Raw genomic sequence first — 22,894 nt, 5'->3', positions numbered from 1 at the left:
TTATGACTTAAAAACATCCCCAATACTGGGTAAATCTAAAACTTATATTTCTTTTCTAGAGCATATCGAAGTAATTCACCTTTCCCCTGAAGTCCTAATATACGTACCATATTTTTACGGTGGGTGTCAACAGTGTGAATACCAATAAAAAGCAAATCCGCAATTTCTCTAGAGGTTTTTCCTTGAGCAATCAATTCTAGAATTTCTATTTGCCGTTTTGTTAATACACCTTTTGTTTTAATATCTGATTTTGAATTTAAAACATTCGTATTAATATTGGCATCTAAATAAGTTTCTCCTTTTGAAACACTTAAAATAGCATGATATACTTCTTTTAAGGATGAATTTTTTAGAATATAACCAGAAGCCCCAGCTTGCATCATTTGCTGAATGGCTTCTATTTGCTCAAACATAGTAAAGGCGAGCACATTGATATGTGGATGCTTTTTTTTGATTTGTTTGGTCGCTTCAATACCATCCATTTTTGGCATTCTAATATCGGTTAATACCACACTTGGTTGCTTACGATCAACGATTTCTAGTAAAGTAATACCGTCGTTTGCAGTACCAACTATGGTTATACCGTCTTCATATTCTAAGAGTAATTGTATACCATCAATTAATGATTGATGATCTTCTGCTATAGCGAGTCGTATCATAAGGGAATGTCTATTATTATCGTGGTGCTTTTACTAGGCTCAGATTCTATAGTCATAGTGCCATTTAAGTGTTCAATACGTTTATCGATGCTACTAATTCCCATACCTTTATTTTTAGTGGTTACTTGGCTTGGATTAAACCCTTTGCCATTATCTTCAACCATAATATTTAAGCTTTCATCATGGTTGGTTAAATGTATGGTAGCTTCCGTAGCCTCGGCATGTTTAATAATATTGGTTGCTAATTCCTGAACAATTCTAAAAATAGTCAATTCTAAACTGTTTTCTAAACGGTCTTCTAGGCCGTAGTCTATGACGTCAATAGAAATTTTGTTCGAAGTGGAAATTTTTTCAGCCATGTTTTGAATGGCTTTAAGCAAGCCTTGTTTGGCAATTACACCAGAATTTTTAGCATGGGCAATAGAGCGTATTTTTTGGTATGCTTCATCAAGTAATATATTAGTTTTATTAAATAGTTCAGGAGTTTGTTTCTCTTTAAGTACATTAAAATGAAGTTTAACAGTTGCCATTAATCCACCTAGATCGTCATGAAGGTCATTGGCTATACGCTGACGCTCTTTTTCTTGCCCTTCTATCATGGCATCAATACTCATGAGTTCTTGTTCTTTTAAAACGGTTGCTAATTTTTGGGTTTCTAAGACTTTTTCTTGCTCGGCTAGTTTTTGTTTGCGTTTGGTGTTTTTTTGAATGAGATAAGCGGTGATGCCTCCAAAGAGTATAAAGATTAAAGCGCCTATTAGTAAATTTTGATTTTGTTTTCGTTTGGATTCTATTTCCAGGTTGTCGGCGCGTAGTTTTTCGTTGTCGTATTGTTCTTGTATATTGGCTATTGCTATTCGTTGTTTTTCTTTTTTCAAGCTATCATTAAATTTATTATAATTCTTAAGGTGGGAAAACGCTAATTCAAAGTTTTTCTTTTTTTTATATAGTTTTGAAAGATTACTTTCAATAACAGATTTATAGAATATCTTGTTTTCTTCAATATTTATATTACTAGCCCTGATGTAATATGATTCGGCATTGTTTAAGTCATTTTTTGATAAGTATGAATTAGCAATATTTATATAGGTATTGAAATAGCTTTTGTCACTTTGATGGCTGGGACTAGCATTTATAAATTCAATTTTTTTCTTATAATAGTAGATTGCCGAATCTGAATTCTTTTTTATAGTTTGAAATAAAACTCCCATACTATTATATGCAGGTAAAATTAATGTGCTATCTTTTTTATCAAACTTATTTTTTAAAAGATTGTGGTAATTACTCAATGCTTTTTTTACGTTATCTCGAAATAGATAATAATTTCCATTTAAAAATTGATGAACTTTTTTAAAATGCGAACTATTATATTCGTTTGCTTTTTTTTCTAATAAATTAAGATATGCTTGATTGTATGGATAATCATTAGTGTAATCATATGATTGCGATAATGCCGATAGGCTGTATAGTACTGTCAGACTATCATTTATGATTGTAGCTTTTTTATAAGCAAGGTTACTATATTTTAAAAATAGAGAATCATTATCTGATAACTTATTCATGAATCCTTGAAAATATAGGATTTTAGCAGATTTATTTTCAGGAATGTTTTTGCTTTCAACTGTTCTCTTTAGGTATTTAGATATTGAATCTAAATATTTTAATTTACTAAAATAGATAAGTTTATAATAATCTTCACCAAACGAATGGTCTTTAAAAGAGTTGATTTTTAATAATACTTTACTCTTTGGGGTGGTGTGGTGAAAATAATAATAAGTAGAATCAGAATCGCCCTGTGAATAACAGAGCGATATAGAAAAGAAAAATAAAGTTATAATTTTCAAAAAGTTGCGATACAAGAGGTTATAACTTCGATACATTGTTATGTTAGTTTATCTTGTAAAATAGATAATAATTCTGGTTCTTGAAAATAAACAATAAATTATAACGATTCTTAAAATAGCATTATTATGGGTGTCCAACAACAATATTGCCTTTTTTTACTTCTGGTTCAATGCCACCATTTCCTTTTTGATTAGGAGTATAACAGTCTTCAAGCACTGGGTTTGGATCTTTAAAGTAGTCTATAAAATCTAAATTTCTTATCTCTTTTGATTTTAGAGACATTCCTTTTAGATTTTTATAAGTGGCCGTAAAGGTATCTTGTATCATGTTATCATTCTTAAATATGTGAATTTCCAGTCTGTTATGAACTACACAGAAATTAACATCTTCTATTTGATATGAGCGTTCTCCTTTAGTTATTTTGAACTTAATTTCTAATACTTTACCATTATCCCATTTAGTAAACTCTCCATGAAGCGAAAATAGTTTACTATCAAATAATAAGTAAGAATCTACTTTGTCTGTTAAAATTTGAATCATAATATTTGTTTTAAAGTTATAAAAATTTGTCAAGTTTGATTGGGGGCATTGATCTGGCATTGCAGAAAATTTTAGGCTTATCAAAAATGTATTGTAGATTATTATGGAAAGACGCTGTTTTTTGATTTCCAGCAAATGTAAGACCTAATGGATGCCCATCATCGGTCATTAATAGAGAGCCGGAATCACCAGGCAACGACATACAATTTGTTAATATTTGATTTTTGAAGATCCTATAACCACTGGAATTATTGGTTATACGTTTATCCTTAATCATTACAGAACATATAGTAGAACGTATAACACCTTTAGATAGTCCAGAAGTTCTTCCACATTTAATTACGTTCATGCCTATTTTGGGTTTAATGATGCTTTTTATGCTAAGATTGTTACTTGCTCTAATTCCAGAATTTATTTTTGAATTACAATTAGCTACAGCAATTGCAGCATCTATATAATCATCAATACAGTACCAGTATAGTGTACCAATAGGATTATATTCTATATATGGTTTGAGGGTATTTACATCATGATTGCTTGGATGCATTATAGTTTCGAATCTATCAGAATTAAAATCGGCAAGAACATGAAAATTGGATATGAAAAATATTGAATTTTGGTTTTTTAATTTAAATGAAGCGCCTAAAGTACCACTTAAGTACATAAATTTATTATTAGCTATACTACAACCTCCGTTTGGTTGTTCTAATTTTGAAAGAAAAGGGTTGTAATTATTTTTACACGTTCTGTTCTGCAAAGTAATATTATCATCATAATCAATATCAAAATCTTCTTTTTTAATTGGAAATTGGTTGACAATCTCATTGAATTTTTTATTTCGAAAAAGACTGGGAGCACCTATGTTAATTGTTTTGCTTCCATGTCTAACTTCAAAATAATAATCATCATTATCTGGATTTGATACATCTTTTTTTACGATGGCTACATATGTAGCATTATCGATATTATCAAAAACAAATTTTTCAAAACTTGGGAAAAAATCTATTGCATCTGAATATTTCATAATTTTAAACCAAAGGGTTAAACAAATAAACTAATACAAACACGGCAATAGCACCAGAAGCACTAATGGTAGGTTCCTTTTCTAAGAGGGACATTGGATTAGGTTCACTGGCACCTTGTGCGTTCAAACGTGTGATAGGATTTCCATCGGGTCTACTATTTAAGGAAATCATTCCAGGTATAGAAATACTAATGGAAGCTGCAGCAAGAGCTGTTAATACCCGATAAAACCAAAAGTGGGGGTCTTTTTCGAAGTTAAGATCCATTTTATGGGTAATCATCATAATCGCAGCGAAAGCAATAATGCCAAATAGAAACATGGTGACGGGTGAGATTAATTTTTTCATGAGGGTTGGATTAAGTTGATTAATATTGCAAATATGTAGTATGGTTTTATATAAAAACATACCCAATAGTGGGTATATCAATGCGTTAAAATAATAAAATATGTTTACTAATATGAAATTTCATACAATAAGATGAGGTTTTGGAAATAAGGAATTATTTAAAAAGTATTTTAATCTATAAATGATATAGAGTAAATGAACCGGAGCTGGCAGTAAAATAATATCTATCAAATAATTTTATTTGAATCTTATAACTATAAAGAAGACCAACCTATATAAAACAAAAAACCAGAGCATTTATACGCTCTGGTTTGATTTTATTAAAAACGATCAACCTATTGAGGAAGACTCATTAGTTGCGTTTTTGCTAACTAATTTACTTTCTTATAAAAGTATACGTATCAGTATAAGTTTGACTACCTTCTGTATAAGTCTCAGTAATTATTAATTTTCCATTGATGATTTCTACTTTATCACCTTCAAATAATAATTCTCCATTAGGATAATCTTCACTTTCTTGAGGGTTAATAAAATCTTCATATTTAAATGATACTAATGTTAAAGTTTTATTAGTTTCGTTGTAAGCCCATTTCCCTGTTTCTTTATCATCATACTTTTTGATTTCATCATGATAAATTGCACTACAACTATTTCTTGAGGCTTCATAGTCTAATCCTTTATATTCTTCGTAATCCTTTACATAAAAATCACCATTGCTTTCAATATTAAGTATAATCTCTTCTTTAATAACCTGATTATAATCAATTTCAATGGACTGCTGATTTTCGCAAGTAAGAGGAAATTTTTCATCATCATCAGATGATTCTTCTAAAATCCATTCACCAACAATAGCTGTATTACCACCCCATGCTTCTACTTCTACACAAACGGTAACAATTTGACTAATGTTGTTTTCCTGGTCATAAATACATAAGTCAGCACAGAATTTTCCAGGAGGGAAAGAACTTCCAAAATCTATATCAATTTCGTACTCACCTTCAGTTAGGGTTCTGTTAGATCTTAATGGACCCTTTTTATCTTTAGTATTTACAGATTTGTCAGCTGTTTTGAAGCTAGAAACCGGAATGTCAAAATAATCAGAGGCATTATTATTATCAGAATCTTTAAATAATAAATAAGCACCAGCAATATTAGCTTCTGATGTAGAAAATTTTAGATTAAAACCAGAACTTTGAAAAGCTTCTGCTTTATCAGAACTTATTGCTAGGTTTATATTGCTATTAGGTGCTGGAGGTGTTCCAGCATTTTTTGTTGCACCTTCAATAGAAATATCAGAGTTTAAATTAGCAATTGGCACAGGAAGCTCTTCTAATTGATTTTGCTCATCTCCAATGTTATTGTTGTCATCCGAAGAACACGAATATATTAATATTGAAAAGGCAATTAATGTAAATAATGTTTTAAAAATTTTCATAAGTTTTATTATAAATTGATTAATAATAGATTTGATTGTACATAACTAGAAATATTAGTTAAATTGAACAAACATCATGAAGTAGATTACGTTAAAAAAAACTAAACAATCGATAAAAAGCTTAAAAATCGGATGAAGTGTTTATTTGAAAAAGAATTTTATAGCCACGATAAATAAAATAAAAGCAATAAAAGCAATCAGTACCCATATACTGCCAGAGTAAAAGCGTTTATGAAGTTTTAAATCTTTTCGGTAGGTATATCCTACTATAATAGCGAAGACAATAAAAAATAAAACTCCGAAAATGATTTGACCTTTACTAAACATATGGTTATTTTTATGCAAATTTAATGAATTAATAAGGATGAGATTTCCGTTTTCACGGAAATGAAAATTAAAATTTCAATGAAAAACAAAATAGAAGCAGTAAAAGTATTCCATACGGCATTTAAAATAGGGCATAGGGAATCACCCAAAGCAGATTTAGGAAGCGATAAGAATACGTTGCGTTTCAATTTAATGAAAGAAGAAAACGAAGAGTATTTAGAAGCTGCAAATAATAATGATTTAGTTGAAGTAGCCGATGCCCTAGGAGATATGCTTTATATTTTATGTGGTACGATTATAGAGCATGGTATGCAGTATAAAATTGAAGAGGTATTTGATGAAATCCAACGCAGTAATATGAGTAAATTGGGAGAAAATGGCCAACCTATTTATAGAGAGGATGGTAAAGTCCTTAAAGGGCCTAATTACTTTAAACCTAATATTGAATCTATATTAGATAAATAAAAATAGTCTAAAAAATGTCATTCAGAGCGCAGCGAAGAATCTTTTAAAAGGATAATGTGCTTATTTAAAAAAACATAAGATTCTTCGCTGCGCTCTGAATGACAAAATATAATACTTTTTAGACCTTTTTTATAAATATAAATTTATTCAACTTTATATCTCCAACCAAAAGGATCTTCGGCTTTATTGGTCTGTATATCGGTAATGCGTTTCTTTAATGAACTTGCATAAGTGTTTTCCAATTCTGGTAGATCAAAATCAGAGTCTTTATAACCAAAACCTGCAATTGGCGAAATAACAGCAGCAGTACCTGCTCCAAACATTTCCTTTAAAGAACCGTCTTGTGCAGCAGCAACGACTTCATGAACAGATAGTTTTCTAACTTCTACAGGAATACCTTCAGCTTCAGCTAATTCAATAATGCTTTTACGGGTGATACCATCTAGAATTCTATCGCTAGTTGGTCCGGTAATAAGTGTATCATTTATACGAACAAAGATATTCATGGCACCAGCTTCTTCAATATACTCATGGGTATTATCATCTGTCCAAATAACTTGTTGATACCCTTTTTCAATAGCCAATTGTGTTGGGTAAAATTGCCCAGCGTAGTTTCCACCTGCTTTTGCAAAACCAACACCACCATTAGCAGAACGTGAGTATTTTTCTTCAATTAAGACCTTTACTTTTCCAGAAAAATAAGAACCAGAAGGCGCACAGGCTATGATAAATTTATATTCATCAGCAGGAGATGCATGAAAACCATTTCCAGAAGCAAAAACAAAAGGTCTTATGTATAAAGAGCTTCCTTCTTTTTTAGGAATCCAATCATTATCAACCTGTAATAAGGTTTTAAGGCCATCCATAAAATAACTTTCTGGTAGCTCTGGAATCGCTAAACGTTTTGATGAAATATTTAAACGTTTAAAATTATCGATTGGGCGAAATAACCAGGTATCTTCATTCGCATCTTTGTAGGCTTTCATACCTTCAAAGACAGATTGACCATAATGAAAAATCTTAGAAGATGGATCTAAACTAATAGCTTGATAAGGAACGACCTTAGGAGCTTGCCATTCACCATCTTTAAAAGTACATTCCAGCATGTGATCAGAAAATACATGCCCGAATTTTAAATTGTCAAAATCTACATCATTTATTTTAGTAGTTTTGGCTTTTATAATCTCAATATTGTTGATTATAGAATTCATAAGTCTAGTTATTTAATAGTACAAATTTAAGTAAAAACGTTTTTAAAAAAACGGTATATTTACATAAATCGTTTAAAATTGAAATATTCATAACATGAAGTCAATTACCTTAGCAATTATCTGTGTTTTAATGTTAAATTCTTGCAAAAAGAAAAGTGAAGAACAACCCGAAATTGTACCCGAAATAGAAGCTATTGAATATGCCTCTTTTGGAAAAAAGATTATTGTAGATGATGCTATTGCTGCTACTTCTATGGCATCACACTATAAAACTATGAATACTGGAGATTCCATTAATTCTAAAATGATAGCTAAAGTTAATAGTGTCTGTCAGGCAAAAGGGTGTTGGATGACTTTAAACTTAGAAGATGGCAATGAAGTGATGGTAAAGTTTAAAGATTATGGTTTTTTTGTACCTAAAGATATCGCTGGCAAAGAGGTTGTTATAAATGGAAAAGCTTATATAAAAGAAGTCACTATTGATGAATTGAGGCATTATGCAGAAGATGCGGGGAAATCTGCTAAAGACATTGCAGCTATTACCGAGCCTAAAAGAACCTACTCGTTTGAAGCTGATGGTGTTTTACTAAAACAATAATTTGAAACATCCTAACTTTCTTATTTTTTATTTTAACCACAAGCATTGTAGATGTTACATTTCGTTTATAGCTGGACAGGTGTGACAAATAAAAAACAATAGATATGAACACATGAAACGAGAAGTAGTCATAACAGCCGATGGTTCATCAACTATTCATTTACCCGATTGGGATGAGCAATACCACTCTAAGCACGGTGCCATACAAGAAGCCTATCATGTGTTTATAAAACATGGCTTACATCACTTTAGTCATTCTGAACTTGTTTCAGGGTCTCATAAAGATATATCCATTCTGGAAATTGGTTTTGGTACTGGGTTGAATGCTTTTATATCCTTATTAGAAGCAGAAAAATTAAATATTACTATTAATTATTTTGGCGTCGAAGGTTATCCTGTTTTAATGGACGAAATTAATCAGTTAAATTATCCAACAGAATTAAACGTTGAAAATAAAGCGCCTCTTTTTAAAAAACTTCATAAAGCTTCTTGGGAGGAAAAACATATCATTTCCGAAAATTTTTCTATAGAAAAGCAAAATCGTTTTTTTTCAGAAATTAAAGAAAAAGATATGTATAATATTATATATTTTGATGCCTTTGGGGCTAGAGTACAACCAGAATTATGGACAGAGTCTATATTTTTGAAAATGTACAATGCATTAAAAGCAGGAGGTGTTTTGGTAACCTATTCAGCAAAAGGAAGTGTGCGTCGTGCTATGGAAGCTGTAGATTTCACAGTTGAACGTTTACAGGGCCCCCCTGGTAAACGTGAAATGCTCAGAGCCACAAAAAGGCTTTGAGTATTATGATTCATTAAATGTTAAGAGCTAGTAAAAAGGTTTAATACTCATTATTACTGCGTTACTTGGAACCCAAAATATCTTCAGACTGTTAAACCTAATATAAATCATTAGCAAACTGATATGCCTTTTCGTAACTTTAATAAAAAAAGAAAATGCGAGTTTTAATAACAGGTGCGACAGGTTTAATAGGGCAGGAGATTGTAAAACTTTGTCAGGAAAGGGATATTGCAGTTAATTATTTGACGACCAATAATTCTAAAATATCCAAAACAGAAAATTACCGAGGATTTTATTGGAATCCTAAAACCCAAGATATAGATACAGGTTGTTTTAAAAATATTGATGCCATTATACATTTGGCAGGTGCAACCGTATCTAAACGTTGGACAATACCTTATAAAAAAGAAATTTTATCAAGTAGAAAGGTAACAACTCAGTTACTAATTAATGCATTAAAAGGAGAGACCCATACTATAAAACAAGTTATTTCTGCAAGTGCTATTGGAATTTATTCAGGCTCCTTAACTAATTATTATGAAGAAGACTCTAAAAATATAGGTCATTCTTTCTTAAGTGAAGTCGTACAGGTATGGGAGCAAGAAGTTGATGCATTTACTAAATTAAACATTGCTGTTTCCAAAATAAGAATAGGTTTGGTTTTGGCTGAAAAAGGCGGTGCACTTCAAGAAATGGTTAAACCTATTAGGTTTGGATTGGGGGCTGCTTTCGGTAGTGGTAAGCAATGGCAGTCTTGGATTCATGTTCAAGATTTGGCTAATATGTTTTTATATGCTGTAGAAAATAACCTAAATGGTATTTACAATGGTGTAGCTCCAAACCCAGTTACAAATAATGAGCTCATAAAAACCATAGCTAGTGTGATGAGCAAACCATTATTTTTACCAAATATTCCTAAATTTTTTTTAAAGTCGGTATTAGGTGAGATGCATACGTTATTATTTGAAAGCCAACGGGTAAGTTCTAAAAAAATAGAAAATAAAGGTTTTCTTTTTAAATATCATCATTTGCGCTCTGCTTTAGAAGATTTGCTTGATTAAAGTTTTTTTGAATCACTGTATTTAGTGTGCTTACGTATTTTTGTCATTCTTAGCATTCCGACAGTTGTTGGAGTCGAAGAATCTCTCTATTTAAATTGAAGTGGTTTAAACTTTTTATAATTGGCTGCAAAATGTCCTTTCATCCCCACATTTTGTCTTTTTATTACTCCGTAGCGATGCTATGCATCTCAAAAAAGCCTTTATTTGGGAATAAAATTACTATTTTTCGCTTCAATCAAAAAAGTTTAAACCACTTCGTTAAATAAAAACTAAAGAGCACATAATTATTACGTTTATATTCTTACCAATAAAATAAAAAACATTTTTAGATTCTTCAGCCGTTCCTCCCTGTCTGCCGACAAGCAGGCTTCTGAATGATATTAATAATTGTAATGTCTTTCATTTAAACACATTCAAAAAAAATAAAAATATTTAATGACATTATGACATTTTTATAATATTGGCAGTACTTTTGCCAACTAATTTTAGTATTTGTATAAAATTTAAATGCAGTAATGAGTAAGAAAGAAAAAACAAACGATATAGAAAGCGATCAAATAGACGGCGTACAGAATGAAACTATTGAAGTTGAAGAACAGGTTGTTGAAGAAAAGACAGTAGAAGAGAAGCTTCAAGCAGAATTAAAACAAGAAAAAGATAAGTTTCTACGTTTATTTGCCGAATTTGAAAATTATAAACGACGTACTGCTAAAGAGCGTATTGAGTTATTTTCGACAGCAAGTGAAGATGTGATGAAAACGTTATTGCCGATTCTTGATGATTTTGAGCGTGCATTAACTCATATAGAGGAAGATAAAGAAGCAGAAGAGTTACGCAATGGGGTTTTATTAATTTATCAAAAATTAATAAAAACTCTAGAGCAAAAAGGATTGACAGTTGTTAAGGTGGAAAAAGGAGATGTTTTTAATGCTGATGATCATGAAGCTATTACCCAAATACCAGCACCTAGTGACGACTTAAAAGGAAAAATTATTGATGTTATTGAAAAAGGATATAAGCTTGGTGAGAAAGTAATTCGTTTTCCAAAAGTTGTTATAGGGCAATAAAATATAGACATGGCAAAAAGAGATTATTACGAGATATTAGGAGTTAATAAAGGAGCTACTGAAGCTGAAATAAAGAAAGCTTACCGAAAAAAAGCAATTGAATTTCACCCAGATAAGAATCCAGATGATAAAGGAGCTGAAGCTAAATTTAAAGAAGCAGCCGAAGCTTATGAGGTATTGAGTGATGCAGATAAAAAAGCACGTTACGATCAATTTGGTCATCAAGCCTTTGAAAATGGTGGTGGCTTTGGCGGTGGCGGCATGAATATGGATGACATTTTTAGCCAGTTCGGTGATATTTTTGGTGGTGGTTTTGGCGGTGGCGGATTCTCAGGTTTTGGTGGTGGCGGTGGCCAACGTCGTGTAAAAGGGAGTAATCTCCGTATTCGTGTAAAATTAACTTTAGAGGAAATTGCCAATGGTGTAGAGAAAAAAGTAAAAGTAAAACGAAAGGTTCAGGCACCAGGAACCACCTATAAAACATGTTCTACATGTAATGGTAGTGGACAAGTAACACGTATAGCAAATACGATCTTAGGTAGAATGCAAACATCTGCACCATGTAATGTGTGTGGCGGAGCGGGGCAAACCATAGATAAGAAGCCAAGTGATGCAGATTCTCAAGGGTTAAAAGTTGCCGAAGAGACTGTTTCTATAAAAATACCTGCAGGCGTTGTAGATGGTATGCAGCTTAAAGTGTCGGGTAAGGGGAATGAAGCTCCAGGAAATGGCATTTCAGGAGATCTTATAGTTGTTATTGAAGAAGAGGCACATGATAAATTACAGCGTGAAGGAGATAATTTACACTACGATTTATATGTGAGTTATCCAGATGCTGTTTTAGGTACTTCTAAAGAAATTGACACTGTAACTGGTAAAGTGCGTATTAAAGTAGAGCCTGGTGTACAATCTGGTAAAATTTTACGTTTACGCGGAAAAGGGATACCAAGTATTAACGGTTATGGTAAAGGTGACTTATTAGTGCATGTAAATGTATGGACACCAAAAACTTTAAATAAGAACCAAAAAGAATTTTTTGAATCCATGAGAAATGATGAACATTTCGAGCCAAAACCGGAAAGTTCTGATAAATCATTTTTTGAGAAAGTAAAAGATATGTTCTCATAAAAGGAGGACATTTTTAGTAATAAAGGACTAGGTTTATACACACAAAATTTTTAAACTATAAAAGAAAGTTCTCTTATGGTTTTGTTATTATACCAATTGAATTTCAAAATAATGCATAAATAATTTGAATTATTTTTTTGCTTAGATAAGTCAAAAAATATAAGAATAGCCAAGCTATGGTTCTGTTTTTTGGAGAAATATAAGTGAAAAAGAAGCGAATTATATGCGTCATTTTGAGGTTTAATAGGTATTAGTATATAAAAAATAACTATATTTGAATTATCACTAATTTATTTTAGTGGTAATTTTTCTTTTTCATAGCAATTTTTTTCCCATCCTTAATTTATTAAGGGTGGGTTTTGTTTTTTATAAAGTTAACCCTTTTATTTAGAGTGTTTTACTGTATTATTCAATGAATTCATCTTAGTTTTTTATTCAACCGAAAAATGAAATTTGTTCTCAGGTGAAAGCTTTTTTGAACTGCATAGAAGTGCTATAGAGTAATACAAAGCTAAAATATAATGGCAAAATAGCCTGACTCGTTGTAGAATGAGATGATTTTGCAAAGAATCATAAAAAGTTAAAATAAGTTCAATATGTTAGTTTATAACATTTAATATATTTACATATATCAAGTCAATTAAAAAATAAGAATGAACAACTTACTAGAAGTTAAAGAGGTTTCTAAAAACTTCGGAGACTTTAGAGCACTTAATAAAGTGTCAATTACGGTTCCTAAAGGCAGTATTTTTGGTTTGTTAGGGCCCAATGGAGCAGGCAAAACAACACTCATACGCGTTATAAATCAAATAACGATGCCAGATCATGGAAAGGTGCATCTAGATGGTGAATTACTTAAACCTACTCATATTAAAGATATTGGTTATTTACCAGAAGAACGTGGTCTTTATAAATCTATGAAAGTAGGGGAGCAAGCTTTATATTTAGCTCAGTTAAAAGGTTTGAGCAAGGCAGAAGCCAGAACACGTCTAAAATATTGGTTTGAACGCTTAGAGATAGGAGACTGGTGGAATAAGAAAATTCAGGAACTATCTAAAGGAATGGCTCAAAAAATACAGTTTGTCGTTACAGTATTACATCAGCCAAAACTTCTAATTTTTGATGAACCTTTTTCAGGTTTCGACCCTATAAATGCCAATTTAATTAAAGACGAAATTTTACGTTTGCGAGAAGAAGGTGCTACGGTTATTTTTTCTACTCATAGAATGGAATCTGTTGAAGAACTTTGTGATGATATTGCACTGATACATAAATCGAATAAAATCCTTGATGGTAAACTAATTGATGTAAAACGACACTATAAAATAAATACTTACGAGGTTGGTATTCGAACAAATCATAAAGAAATTTTAGAACAAGAGTTAACAAATAAGTTTGATATTTCAACAGCCAATTTTAAAACTTTAGAAGACGAATTAAAACTAAATATAAAACTTTCTGAAACTGATAAGCCAAACGATTTATTAAGTTATTTAACTTCTAAAGGAGAGATCTCTCATTTTGTTGAATTAATACCAAGTGTAAACGATATTTTTATTCAAACTGTAAAGAATAATTAATTTTATGAACCATTTACCGCTTATAATAAAACGCGAATATCTAACAAAGGTTAAGAATAAGTCATTTATAGTGATGACTATTTTAAGTCCTATTATAATGATAGTACTCATTGCAGTTGTTGCTTATTTAGCACAGTTAAATAATGATAAAGTACGTACTATTTCTGTTTTGGATGAATCAGGATTCGTAAAAAATGTTTTTAAGAACTCAGAAAAAACAACCTATCATATTCTAGAGAATATGTCCTTAGAAGAAGCTAAAATAATATCAAAGGAAACTGCTTCTTATGGATTGTTGCATATAGATAAATTTGATACTATGGAAACAGTTGCCAACCATATTAAGTTCTATTCAGAAGAATCACCATCACTTACTTTAATTTCTAATTTGGAGAGCCAATTAGAAAAGACATTTACAAATATTAAACTGCAAGAGCAAGGTATAGATCTTAATTTAATAAATGCTTCAAAAATAAGAATTGACATAGCTCAAGAAAGCTTTGAAGGTGAAAAAACATCAAAAATAGATAGTTTTGCTAAACTTGGTTTTGGAATTGCTGCTGGGTATTTGTTGTTTATGTTTATCATTATTTATGGTAATATGATTATGCGTAGTGTCATTGAGGAAAAAACAAGTAGAATAATAGAAATTATTATTTCTTCTGTAAAGCCAGTACAGTTAATGCTTGGTAAAATTATAGGTACTTCGCTGGCAGGCATCACACAGTTTATTATTTGGATGATTTTTGGAGGTCTTTTAATGACTATTGTTTCATTAGTGATAGGTGTTAATTTATTTGATTCAACAACGCCACAACAAGAATTAATGCAATTAGCTTCGGACGGTTCTGGTGTAGATTTTTATTTTGAATCTTTTAAAACAGCTTTGCAAAATTTACCATTAATGAATCTTATTATGGCGTTTATACTATTCTTTATTGGAGGTTATTTGTTGTATAGTTCACTATATGCAGCTATTGGAGCAGCGGTAGATAATGAAACAGATACGCAGCAGTTTTTACTGCCGATAATAATGCCTTTAATTTTAGCTGTTTATATTGGTATCTTTACAGTTATTGAAGATCCACACGGAACGGTGTCTACAGTATTTTCTTTTATACCTTTAACATCACCAGTGGTTATGCTTATGCGTATTCCTTTTGGAGTACCTCTGTGGCAACAATTGGTATCATTATTGCTACTAATTGGTTCGTTTATGTTTACAGTTTGGTTTGCGGCCAAAATATACAGAGTTGGTATTTTAATGTATGGTAAAAAACCGAGTTATAAGGAATTAATCAAATGGATTAAGTATTAAAATGAATCAAAATTTAGAAAAAATAGAAGAGACTATAACAAAAAGTTCGATTTGGGAAAGTTTTATGGACTTCATTGATTTTATACTTTATGAAAATGAGGCAGAAACTATTAAAATAACTGTGGGCTTTTTTCTTTTAGTTTGCGTCTTTTTTATATTAACTAATATCATTCTTTCTCTAGTTAAACGATTAGTTACGCGTAAATTACCAAAAGAAGATAAAGCTAAGTTTGCTACAGTGTTCTCATTTACACGGTGGTTTATTTATCTTATTGTATTGTTAATAGCTTTTAGTACAGCAGGTGTTAATATAAATGCTGTTTTAGCTGCTTCAGCAGGTTTGTTAATAGGTGTTGGTCTTGCTTTACAGACATTATTCCAAGATATTATTTCTGGTATTTTTATTTTAATAGATCAATCTGTTCATGTTGGTGATATTATTGAATTGGAAGGTAAAGTTGGACGCGTTGAAGAAATTAAACTCCGAACAACAAGAGCTGTGACTATTGATAATAAAGTGTTGGTAATTCCTAATCATTTATATTTAACTAATAGTTTGTATAACTGGACGCAAAATGGAACAAAAACACGAGAAAGTGTAGAGGTTGGTGTTGCCTATGGTAGCGATGTGGCCCTTGTAAAAAGTTTGCTTTTGCAAGTAGCTTCAGAAAATAAAGATGTTTTAAAGTACCCGGAACCATTAGTCCTTTTTACAGATTTTGCAGACAGTTCACTCAATTTTAAATTGATTGTGACTATTAATGATAGCTTCCAAGCTGTAATTCCAAAAAGTGATTTAAGATTTGCGATTGATAAAATATTTAGAGAACATAATATAAGTATTCCATTCCCTCAAAGAGACATACATGTTATTTCCCAGAATAAAGGGAGCTAGAGAATAAGGAAAAAGATTTAAAAAAAATATAATTTGAGTATGGATGACTTATATTTCCATCTGTATTCTTTAATCTAAAATAAAATGCCGAAAATATTAGTAATAGAAGACGAAGCAGCGATTAGACGTGTGCTAGTTAAAATTCTTTCAGAAGAGAATGATACCTACCAAGTAGAAGAAGCTGAAGATGGTTTAATAGGTATTGATAAAATTAAAAATGATGATTTTGATCTAGTGCTTTGTGATATAAAAATGCCAAAAATGGATGGTGTTGAAGTATTAGAAGCAGTAAAAAAGATAAAACCCGAAACACCCATTGTCATGATTTCTGGGCACGGTGATTTAGACACAGCAGTAAATACGATGCGTTTAGGAGCTTTTGATTACATATCAAAACCACCAGATTTAAATAGGCTACTGAACACAGTTCGTAATGCTTTAGATAAAAAAGAATTAGTAGTTGAAAACAAATTGCTTAAAAAGAAAGTAAGCAAAAACTTTGAAATGATTGGAGAAAGTGAAGCCATTTCTCATATAAAAGGTATTATTGAAAAAGTAGCACAAACAGATGCTCGTGTACTTATTACAGGTCCTAATGGAACAGGAAAAGAGCTAGTAGCACATTGGTTGCACCAAAAAAGCGACAGAGCTAAGGGCTCTATGATAGAAGTTAATTGTGCAGCGATACCTAGTGAACTTATTGAAAGTGAGTTATTCGGCCATGTTAAAGGCGCTTTTACAAGTGCAGTTAAAGACAGAGCTGGTAAATTTGAAGCAGCGAATGGTGGTACTATTTTTTTAGATGAAATTGGAGATATGAGCTTACCAGCTCAAGCAAAAGTACTTAGAGCTTTACAAGAAAGTCGTATTCAGCGAGTAGGTAGTGATAAGGACATTAAGGTAAATGTTCGTGTCGTTGCAGCAACAAATAAAGATTTGAAAAAGGAAATTGCTGAAGGAAGATTTCGGGAAGATTTATATCACAGACTAGCCGTTATATTAATTCAAGTACCTGCTTTAAATGATAGACGAGACGATATTCCTTTATTAGTAAATCATTTTACAGATAAGATTTCCAGCGAACAAGGAACTGCGAAAAAAACGTTTTCAAATAAAGCTATTAAATTACTTCAAGATTACGATTGGACAGGGAATATTAGAGAGTTACGAAATGTAGTAGAACGCTTAATCATTCTTGGTGGTAGCGAGGTAAGTGAGGAAGATGTTAAGTTATTTGCTTCTAAGTAAATAGAATTATTTATAAAAAAGGAGCCTAAAAGATGTCATTCAGAATGCAATGAAGAATCTCTTAGACACATAAGATTCTTCGCTATGCTCTAAATGACAAAACATGTTACTTTTTAAACTCCTTTTTTATACTTTAATATGCTATGGCTTATTTGTCACAACCATTCAGTAGTGATAAGTATTCAGAAGCCATAGATCTAATACGTTCGATGTAATGAGTTTTTACATCCCCGATACTTTTTTCTGTCATATCTTCAAGCGATTTATTGTCTCTAAAAGGCTTATAATTAATACATCCACAAGCGTTTAATGTTTCGTTGTAAGTGTTAACATTTGACGAAATAGCATTTTCATAAGAAAGAATTATTTTTTTCTTTTTAATCATTAATTCTTTTACTTTTTGCTCAGCTAATTTCATTTTGATTTGCTGTTCTTTAAGCTTTAAAGCTTCTTGTTGCTGTTTTAGTTTTAACTGTTCGTTTTGTAATTCAGAAAGGCCATCGTCTTGATCTTGATATTCAGAAACTTCTGCAACATTGTTAGAAGGATTGGAAGCTGAACATTTGTCAATTTCTATAACGCTATTTTTACTATAATCTCTAGCGCGTTTTACATAAAAACGACCATTTTCAAAAGTTTCAGCAGCATCAACTTTCGCTAATAAATCAATACATTTGTCAGTAAGTTCTTTAACAACTTCACAATCACACTCAGTCAATGGTTCTTTTGCAAGTTTAAAAGACTCTAAAGACCTGTTAGCATAATATTTTAAATGATTTATATTGTTAGAATCATATGAATCTTTAACGTGGGAGTAAGCATTAACCAGATAAGAATTAGCATCATCATAATTACTTTGCCCATTAACAACTAATGACGTGATTAGAAAGAATAATAAGTAATAATTTTTCATAACATTTGGTTTTCATAACATAAATAGGGTTTGCAATGTATTAAAAACATTACGCATATCCATGCATTTTGTCGAAATAATACGCTTTTAATGTGATTAATTACCGTTCAACGAATGTTTCTGTAGGATTAAGATTTCAATTTAATGATTTGTATGACTAGAGATTATATAGCATTGCTTATAGTTTTTATGAACTTATCGATTCTAAGTTTTACTTCATTATTTATAGTATCGCTTTCAATGTAGGTATGAATGTCTCCTAAATAAAGCATACTCAGATAGTTTGCAGATTCTACGAATGGCATAGAAAAACCTTTTTTTAAATCATCATGATTACTACAACTAATCATAGCCATATTTTTACCACGTAATTTTCTGCCGGTATCTTTATGTATTCTAATTAAATCGGAAATTCTATCAAAAAATACTTTTAAAATGCCACTCATACTATACCAATAAACTGGTGTAGCAAAAATGATAGTGTCGTAGGTTTCAACAATATGTGTTATTAAGCCTATAAAGTCATCACCTTCATTTTTGTAGTCATAGTCATAATGCCCAATATTTTTTGTATACAAATCAACAACGTCAATATTGTTATTTGTAGCTATATAATTTACTATTTTGCTAGTATCTCCATGACTCCTGGAGCTTCCTTGTATTATTACACTTCTTTTCACACGTTTAAATTTTAGTAATTATTTGATTATATATTAATTATAAAATTGAGAACGTGTGTAGCCACTCCGTTCTCACATTAAAAATTTTAAACATTCCCTTTTGTGAAAAAATGCTTAAAATTTGTTAATGTTCGTTTCATAATTATTAAAAAATATAATCAAAGGAACAATTTAAAAGGTGCTCATTAAATTGTTTTCAATAGAAACAATTAATAGTTAATATGATATAATCGATTGCATTTTTATATATTTAATACCATTTTATATTTGAATTTGTCGTAGAAGAAAATGATGATTTTTTTTCTTTATATAAATAATAAAAATAAAGCATAGCTTCCGTTACGGTTTCTTTTTCTTTTGAAATAGAAAGGAAAAAAGGGCGTTTTATTACGGTAAATTTAAATATAAAATGGTATAATCACATAAACTTCATAAAATGGACAATTACAAAGTAACCACAAACATATCATTAAAAAATTCTAAAACTAAAGTTGTAATCGATAATGCAGAAAAAGAATTAAAAATTGTTAGAAAAAAATTAGGCAAACTTCAAGATACTATTTATGCACATGGTAAATATGCTGTTTTAGTCTGTTTACAAGGGATGGATACTTCTGGGAAAGACAGTTTAATACGTGAAGTTTTTAAAGATTTTAATGCCCGTGGCGTTGTGGTTCATAGTTTTAAAGTGCCGACAGAATTAGAACTTAAGCATGATTATATTTGGAGACATTATATCGCGCTTCCTGCTCGTGGTAAATTTGGTGTTTTTAATAGAACGCATTATGAAAATGTATTAGTAACAAGAGTGCATCCAGAGTATATTTTAGGTGAAAATATTCCAACAGTAAATGCTGTTGATGCTATTGATGATACGTTTTGGGATAAGCGCTTTGAGCAGATTAATAATTTTGAAGAGCATATAGCTGAAAATGGAACTGTCATTTTTAAATTTTTCTTAAACCTTTCAAAAGAAGAACAAAAAAACAGATTGCTCCGCCGTTTAGAAAAACAAGAAAAAAATTGGAAATTTTCTCCAGGTGATTTAAAAGAGCGTAAACTTTGGGACACCTATCAAGTATGTTATGAAGATGCTATAAACAGAACCTCTAAACCACATGCACCATGGTATATTATCCCTGCTGATGATAAACCAACAGCACGTTATACAGTGGCTAAAATAATGTACGATGTTTTAAGTGCATATAGTGATATAGAAGAACCTGAACTTGATGATGCTATTAAGGCCAATCTTGAAATGTATAAAAAAGAATTAAATAACGAATAAATACATTGTGACAGGCTATAGTTTTTTATGATTTTTTTTAGATTTTAAGCTTTTAATTAATAGTATCTTTAAATTTTAAAAATTGTTACATGAATAAATTTAAATTGTTAGTATGTCTTTTGGGTTTCATATCTTCAATGAGTGTATACTCCCAAAGTGATGCTCAAACTCTGAAGAAAATCTATAGCACATCCTTAACTAATGGTAAAAGTTACGATTGGTTAAACCATTTATCGAACCAAATAGGTGGGCGTTTATCTGGATCTTTAAATGCTGAAAAAGCAGTTAATTATACAAAAGAAGAACTTGATAAATTAGGTTTAGATAAAGTTTGGTTACAACCGGTAATGGTTCCTAAATGGGTGCGTGGTTTTAAGGAATATGCATACATTGAATCTGAGAAAGGAAAAACAACAACAGTTAATATTTGTGCTTTAGGAGGCTCCATTGCGACTCCAGCACTTGGTCTTAAGGCACATATTGTTGAAGTCAAAAATTTTGAAGAATTGGAAGCGCTTGGTAAAGAGCATATAGAAGGTAAAATAGTGTTCTTTAACAGACCAATGCAAGCTGATTTAATTAGTACATTTGAGGCTTATGGTGGATGCGTAAACCAGCGTTATAGTGGAGCCGTTGAAGCATCAAAGTACGGAGCTGTTGGCGTTATTGTTCGATCTATGAATTTAAGATTAGACGATTTTCCACATACGGGAAGTATGACTTATGACGATTTGCCTGTAGCAGATCGTATTCCATCTGCTGCTATTAGCACTAATGACGCTCAGTTATTAAGCACCATGTTAAAGCTTGATAAATCAATAAAATTCTATTTTAAACAAAATTGTAAACAATTTAAAGATGTCTTATCTCATAATGTTATTGGGCAAATAACTGGGAGTGAGTTTCCAAATGAATATATGATTGTTGGTGGGCATTTAGATTCTTGGGATTTAGGTGATGGTTCTCATGATGATGGTGCTGGCGTTGTACAATCTATGGATGTGTTGCGTTTATTAAAAGAATCTGGAATAAAACCAAAAAGAAGTATTAGAGTTGTATTATTTATGAATGAAGAGAACGGGTTGCGAGGTGGAAACAAATATGCAGAAGTCGCTAAACAAAAAGGAGAAAACCATGTATTTGCTTTAGAGAGTGATGCTGGAGGGTTTACACCACGAGGGTTTTCTTTTGATTGCAATGATGCAAGCTTTAACCAAGTATTAAGCTGGCAACCGTTGTTTAAACCTTATTTAATTCATTATTTTGAGAAAGGAGGCAGTGGTGCAGATGTAGGCCCTCTTAAAACTGAGACCAATGTATTGGCAGGGTTAAGACCTGATTCGCAACGTTACTTTGATCATCATCATGCCAGTAATGATACATTTGATGCTGTTAATAAACGTGAATTAGAATTAGGAGCTGCTACCATGACGGCATTAGTTTACTTGTTTGATAAATATGGCGTTAATCCCATTACAAATGAGAAAAAAATAAAAAAATAATCACAAGGAAATTATGTGGAATGAGAAACTAAAGATTTATGATCAACTCGTTGACAAATGCCCCAGATTTGAACGAAAAGGGAAAACGATGCCATATACTTCTGCTAATGGATATATGTTTTCTCTCTTTAATAAAGATTGTGAAATAGGAATCAGATTTTCAAAAGAAGTACAAGAGAAGTATATAAAGGAATTCGATTCGTCGATCTATAAATCATACGGAGCAGTTATGAAAGGCTACGTATTAATACCAGAAAGTATGTTAAAAGATTTAGATAATGTATCTCATTATTTAAATGAAAGCTACGATTACGTCATGTCATTAGAACCAAAATAAAATAAGAATGAATAAACTTACTATAATTTTTGCTTTACTATTATCAACATTTGTAGTAGCACAATCTGAAAAAGAGAAACTACCTTATTATCAAATACCTGATCATCCGGAAAGCTATACCGCAGGAACTGTTGCCGCCAGAATGGTAGATGGATTGGGTTTCCGTTATTATTGGGCTACTGAAGGTTTACGTGATGAAGACCTTATTTATAAGCCTAGTGAGACAGGGCGTACTAGTGCAGAAACTGTTGATCATATATTAGGGCTTTCAAATTTTATTCTTAATTCAGTATCTAAACAAGGGGAAAGAAGTAAAGAAACCGAGCGCTCTTTTGAAGATAAAAGAAAGCAAACGTTATTAAATTTAAAAAAGACCTCTGATATTTTAAGAACCATGGATGATGTATCTCAATTTGATAATGATAGGTTTCCTTTTTGGAATATTATTAATGGCCCCATAGCTGATGCTTTATGGCATTGTGGTCAAGTGGTTATGCTGCGTCGTGCTTCGGGTAACCCTTTTAATTCTAAGGTGAGTGTTTTTAGCGGAAAACTGAGAGAGTAAAAAAGCCTGAAAAGTACTATTTCATGTCATTGCGAAGGAGGCACGACTGTGGCAATCTGT

Annotated in this window: 23 protein-coding genes; 14 read left to right on the top strand and 9 right to left on the bottom strand. The window is 31.2% G+C overall.

The annotated features are described in order from the left end of the window. Window positions 1-35 precede the first annotated feature (35 nt). The 6 genes from Q4Q47_RS01660 to Q4Q47_RS01635 form a co-directional block, all read right to left on the bottom strand. Window positions 36-659, bottom strand: a complete 624-nt coding sequence (locus tag Q4Q47_RS01660; protein ID WP_303304917.1) for a response regulator — start codon at window positions 657-659, stop codon at window positions 36-38. Then, entirely contained in the window at window positions 656-2,503 is a 1,848-nt protein-coding gene (locus Q4Q47_RS01655; protein ID WP_303304916.1) for a tetratricopeptide repeat-containing sensor histidine kinase, read from the bottom strand. The genes Q4Q47_RS01660 and Q4Q47_RS01655 overlap by 4 nt, the downstream gene beginning before the upstream one ends. Before the next feature lie 124 nt (window positions 2,504-2,627). Continuing rightward, the gene (locus tag Q4Q47_RS01650; protein WP_303304915.1) at window positions 2,628-3,044 is read right to left on the bottom strand and encodes a hypothetical protein; all 417 of its coding nucleotides are present in this window, start codon (window positions 3,042-3,044) and stop codon (window positions 2,628-2,630) included. Between the two features lie 16 nt (window positions 3,045-3,060). After that, entirely contained in the window at window positions 3,061-4,068 is a 1,008-nt protein-coding gene (locus Q4Q47_RS01645) for a chymotrypsin family serine protease (RefSeq protein WP_303304914.1), read from the bottom strand. Between the two features lie 4 nt (window positions 4,069-4,072). Continuing rightward, entirely contained in the window at window positions 4,073-4,333 is a 261-nt protein-coding gene (locus Q4Q47_RS01640) for a hypothetical protein (protein WP_303304913.1), read from the bottom strand. A 457-nt stretch (window positions 4,334-4,790) separates the two neighbouring features. Continuing rightward, a complete protein-coding gene (locus tag Q4Q47_RS01635) occupies window positions 4,791-5,849 on the bottom strand; it encodes a hypothetical protein (RefSeq protein ID WP_303304912.1) in 1,059 nt (352 codons plus the stop codon). A gap of 405 nt (window positions 5,850-6,254) precedes the next feature. Here Q4Q47_RS01635 and Q4Q47_RS01625 point away from each other — a divergent pair, with 405 nt between their 5' ends. Further along, window positions 6,255-6,641 carry a nucleoside triphosphate pyrophosphohydrolase family protein gene (locus Q4Q47_RS01625; protein WP_303304910.1) on the top strand — a complete coding sequence of 129 codons (387 nt, stop codon included), beginning with the start codon at window positions 6,255-6,257 and terminating at the stop codon, window positions 6,639-6,641. Between the two features lie 143 nt (window positions 6,642-6,784). On the opposite strand, the gene Q4Q47_RS01620 is transcribed toward Q4Q47_RS01625, so the two are convergent. Next, a complete protein-coding gene (locus Q4Q47_RS01620; RefSeq protein ID WP_303304909.1) occupies window positions 6,785-7,852 on the bottom strand; it encodes a branched-chain amino acid aminotransferase in 1,068 nt (355 codons plus the stop codon). A 94-nt stretch (window positions 7,853-7,946) separates the two neighbouring features. Between Q4Q47_RS01620 and Q4Q47_RS01615 the strand changes: the two genes are divergently transcribed. The 9 genes from Q4Q47_RS01615 to Q4Q47_RS01575 all read left to right on the top strand — a co-directional run bounded on the left by Q4Q47_RS01615 (window position 7,947) and on the right by Q4Q47_RS01575 (window position 17,549). After that, window positions 7,947-8,450 carry a DUF4920 domain-containing protein gene (locus Q4Q47_RS01615; protein WP_303304908.1) on the top strand — a complete coding sequence of 168 codons (504 nt, stop codon included), beginning with the start codon at window positions 7,947-7,949 and terminating at the stop codon, window positions 8,448-8,450. 112 nt (window positions 8,451-8,562) lie between these two features. Further along, window positions 8,563-9,252: a tRNA (5-methylaminomethyl-2-thiouridine)(34)-methyltransferase MnmD gene (gene mnmD / locus Q4Q47_RS01610; protein WP_303304907.1), complete on the top strand. Its 690-nt coding sequence runs from the start codon at window positions 8,563-8,565 to the stop codon at window positions 9,250-9,252. A 155-nt stretch (window positions 9,253-9,407) separates the two neighbouring features. Beyond that, the gene (locus Q4Q47_RS01605; protein ID WP_303304906.1) at window positions 9,408-10,313 is read left to right on the top strand and encodes a TIGR01777 family oxidoreductase; all 906 of its coding nucleotides are present in this window, start codon (window positions 9,408-9,410) and stop codon (window positions 10,311-10,313) included. A gap of 515 nt (window positions 10,314-10,828) precedes the next feature. Next, entirely contained in the window at window positions 10,829-11,380 is a 552-nt protein-coding gene (locus Q4Q47_RS01600; protein ID WP_303304905.1) for a nucleotide exchange factor GrpE, read from the top strand. Window positions 11,381-11,389: 9 nt separating this feature from the next. Further along, complete coding sequence (dnaJ, locus tag Q4Q47_RS01595) at window positions 11,390-12,508, top strand: molecular chaperone DnaJ (RefSeq protein ID WP_303304904.1); 1,119 nt, start codon at window positions 11,390-11,392, stop codon at window positions 12,506-12,508. A gap of 653 nt (window positions 12,509-13,161) precedes the next feature. Further along, window positions 13,162-14,088, top strand: coding sequence for an ABC transporter ATP-binding protein (locus tag Q4Q47_RS01590; protein ID WP_303304903.1), 927 nt, complete (start codon window positions 13,162-13,164; stop codon window positions 14,086-14,088). Between the two features lie 4 nt (window positions 14,089-14,092). Then, on the top strand, window positions 14,093-15,406 hold the full coding sequence (locus Q4Q47_RS01585) for an ABC transporter permease (protein WP_303304902.1): 1,314 nt from the start codon (window positions 14,093-14,095) through the stop codon (window positions 15,404-15,406). A 1-nt stretch (window position 15,407) separates the two neighbouring features. Continuing rightward, on the top strand, window positions 15,408-16,301 hold the full coding sequence (locus Q4Q47_RS01580) for a mechanosensitive ion channel family protein (RefSeq protein ID WP_303304901.1): 894 nt from the start codon (window positions 15,408-15,410) through the stop codon (window positions 16,299-16,301). 84 nt (window positions 16,302-16,385) lie between these two features. Continuing rightward, window positions 16,386-17,549: a sigma-54-dependent transcriptional regulator gene (locus tag Q4Q47_RS01575; protein ID WP_303304900.1), complete on the top strand. Its 1,164-nt coding sequence runs from the start codon at window positions 16,386-16,388 to the stop codon at window positions 17,547-17,549. A 148-nt stretch (window positions 17,550-17,697) separates the two neighbouring features. Here the strand turns inward: Q4Q47_RS01575 and Q4Q47_RS01570 are convergent, their stop codons facing one another. Together Q4Q47_RS01570 and Q4Q47_RS01565 are read right to left on the bottom strand one after the other, a co-directional pair. Beyond that, window positions 17,698-18,462 (bottom strand): hypothetical protein, encoded by a 765-nt coding sequence (locus Q4Q47_RS01570; RefSeq protein ID WP_303304899.1) that lies wholly within the window; start codon window positions 18,460-18,462, stop codon window positions 17,698-17,700. A 164-nt stretch (window positions 18,463-18,626) separates the two neighbouring features. Beyond that, window positions 18,627-19,142, bottom strand: coding sequence for a flavodoxin family protein (locus Q4Q47_RS01565; RefSeq protein WP_303304898.1), 516 nt, complete (start codon window positions 19,140-19,142; stop codon window positions 18,627-18,629). Window positions 19,143-19,578: 436 nt separating this feature from the next. Here Q4Q47_RS01565 and Q4Q47_RS01560 point away from each other — a divergent pair, with 436 nt between their 5' ends. The 4 genes from Q4Q47_RS01560 (at window position 19,579) to Q4Q47_RS01545 (ending at window position 22,834) form a co-directional block, all read left to right on the top strand. After that, window positions 19,579-20,430, top strand: coding sequence for a PPK2 family polyphosphate kinase (locus tag Q4Q47_RS01560; protein ID WP_303304897.1), 852 nt, complete (start codon window positions 19,579-19,581; stop codon window positions 20,428-20,430). A gap of 137 nt (window positions 20,431-20,567) precedes the next feature. Further along, window positions 20,568-21,932, top strand: coding sequence for a M20/M25/M40 family metallo-hydrolase (locus tag Q4Q47_RS01555; RefSeq protein ID WP_408612148.1), 1,365 nt, complete (start codon window positions 20,568-20,570; stop codon window positions 21,930-21,932). 88 nt (window positions 21,933-22,020) lie between these two features. Then, entirely contained in the window at window positions 22,021-22,269 is a 249-nt protein-coding gene (locus tag Q4Q47_RS01550) for a hypothetical protein (protein WP_303304895.1), read from the top strand. 7 nt (window positions 22,270-22,276) lie between these two features. Continuing rightward, on the top strand, window positions 22,277-22,834 hold the full coding sequence (locus tag Q4Q47_RS01545) for a hypothetical protein (protein ID WP_303304894.1): 558 nt from the start codon (window positions 22,277-22,279) through the stop codon (window positions 22,832-22,834). Window positions 22,835-22,894 lie beyond the last annotated feature (60 nt).

It is taken from the genome of Flavivirga spongiicola (genome assembly GCF_030540825.1).
Classification (GTDB): domain Bacteria; phylum Bacteroidota; class Bacteroidia; order Flavobacteriales; family Flavobacteriaceae; genus Flavivirga; species Flavivirga spongiicola.
This window is presented reverse-complemented; position numbering and strand designations above follow the sequence as displayed.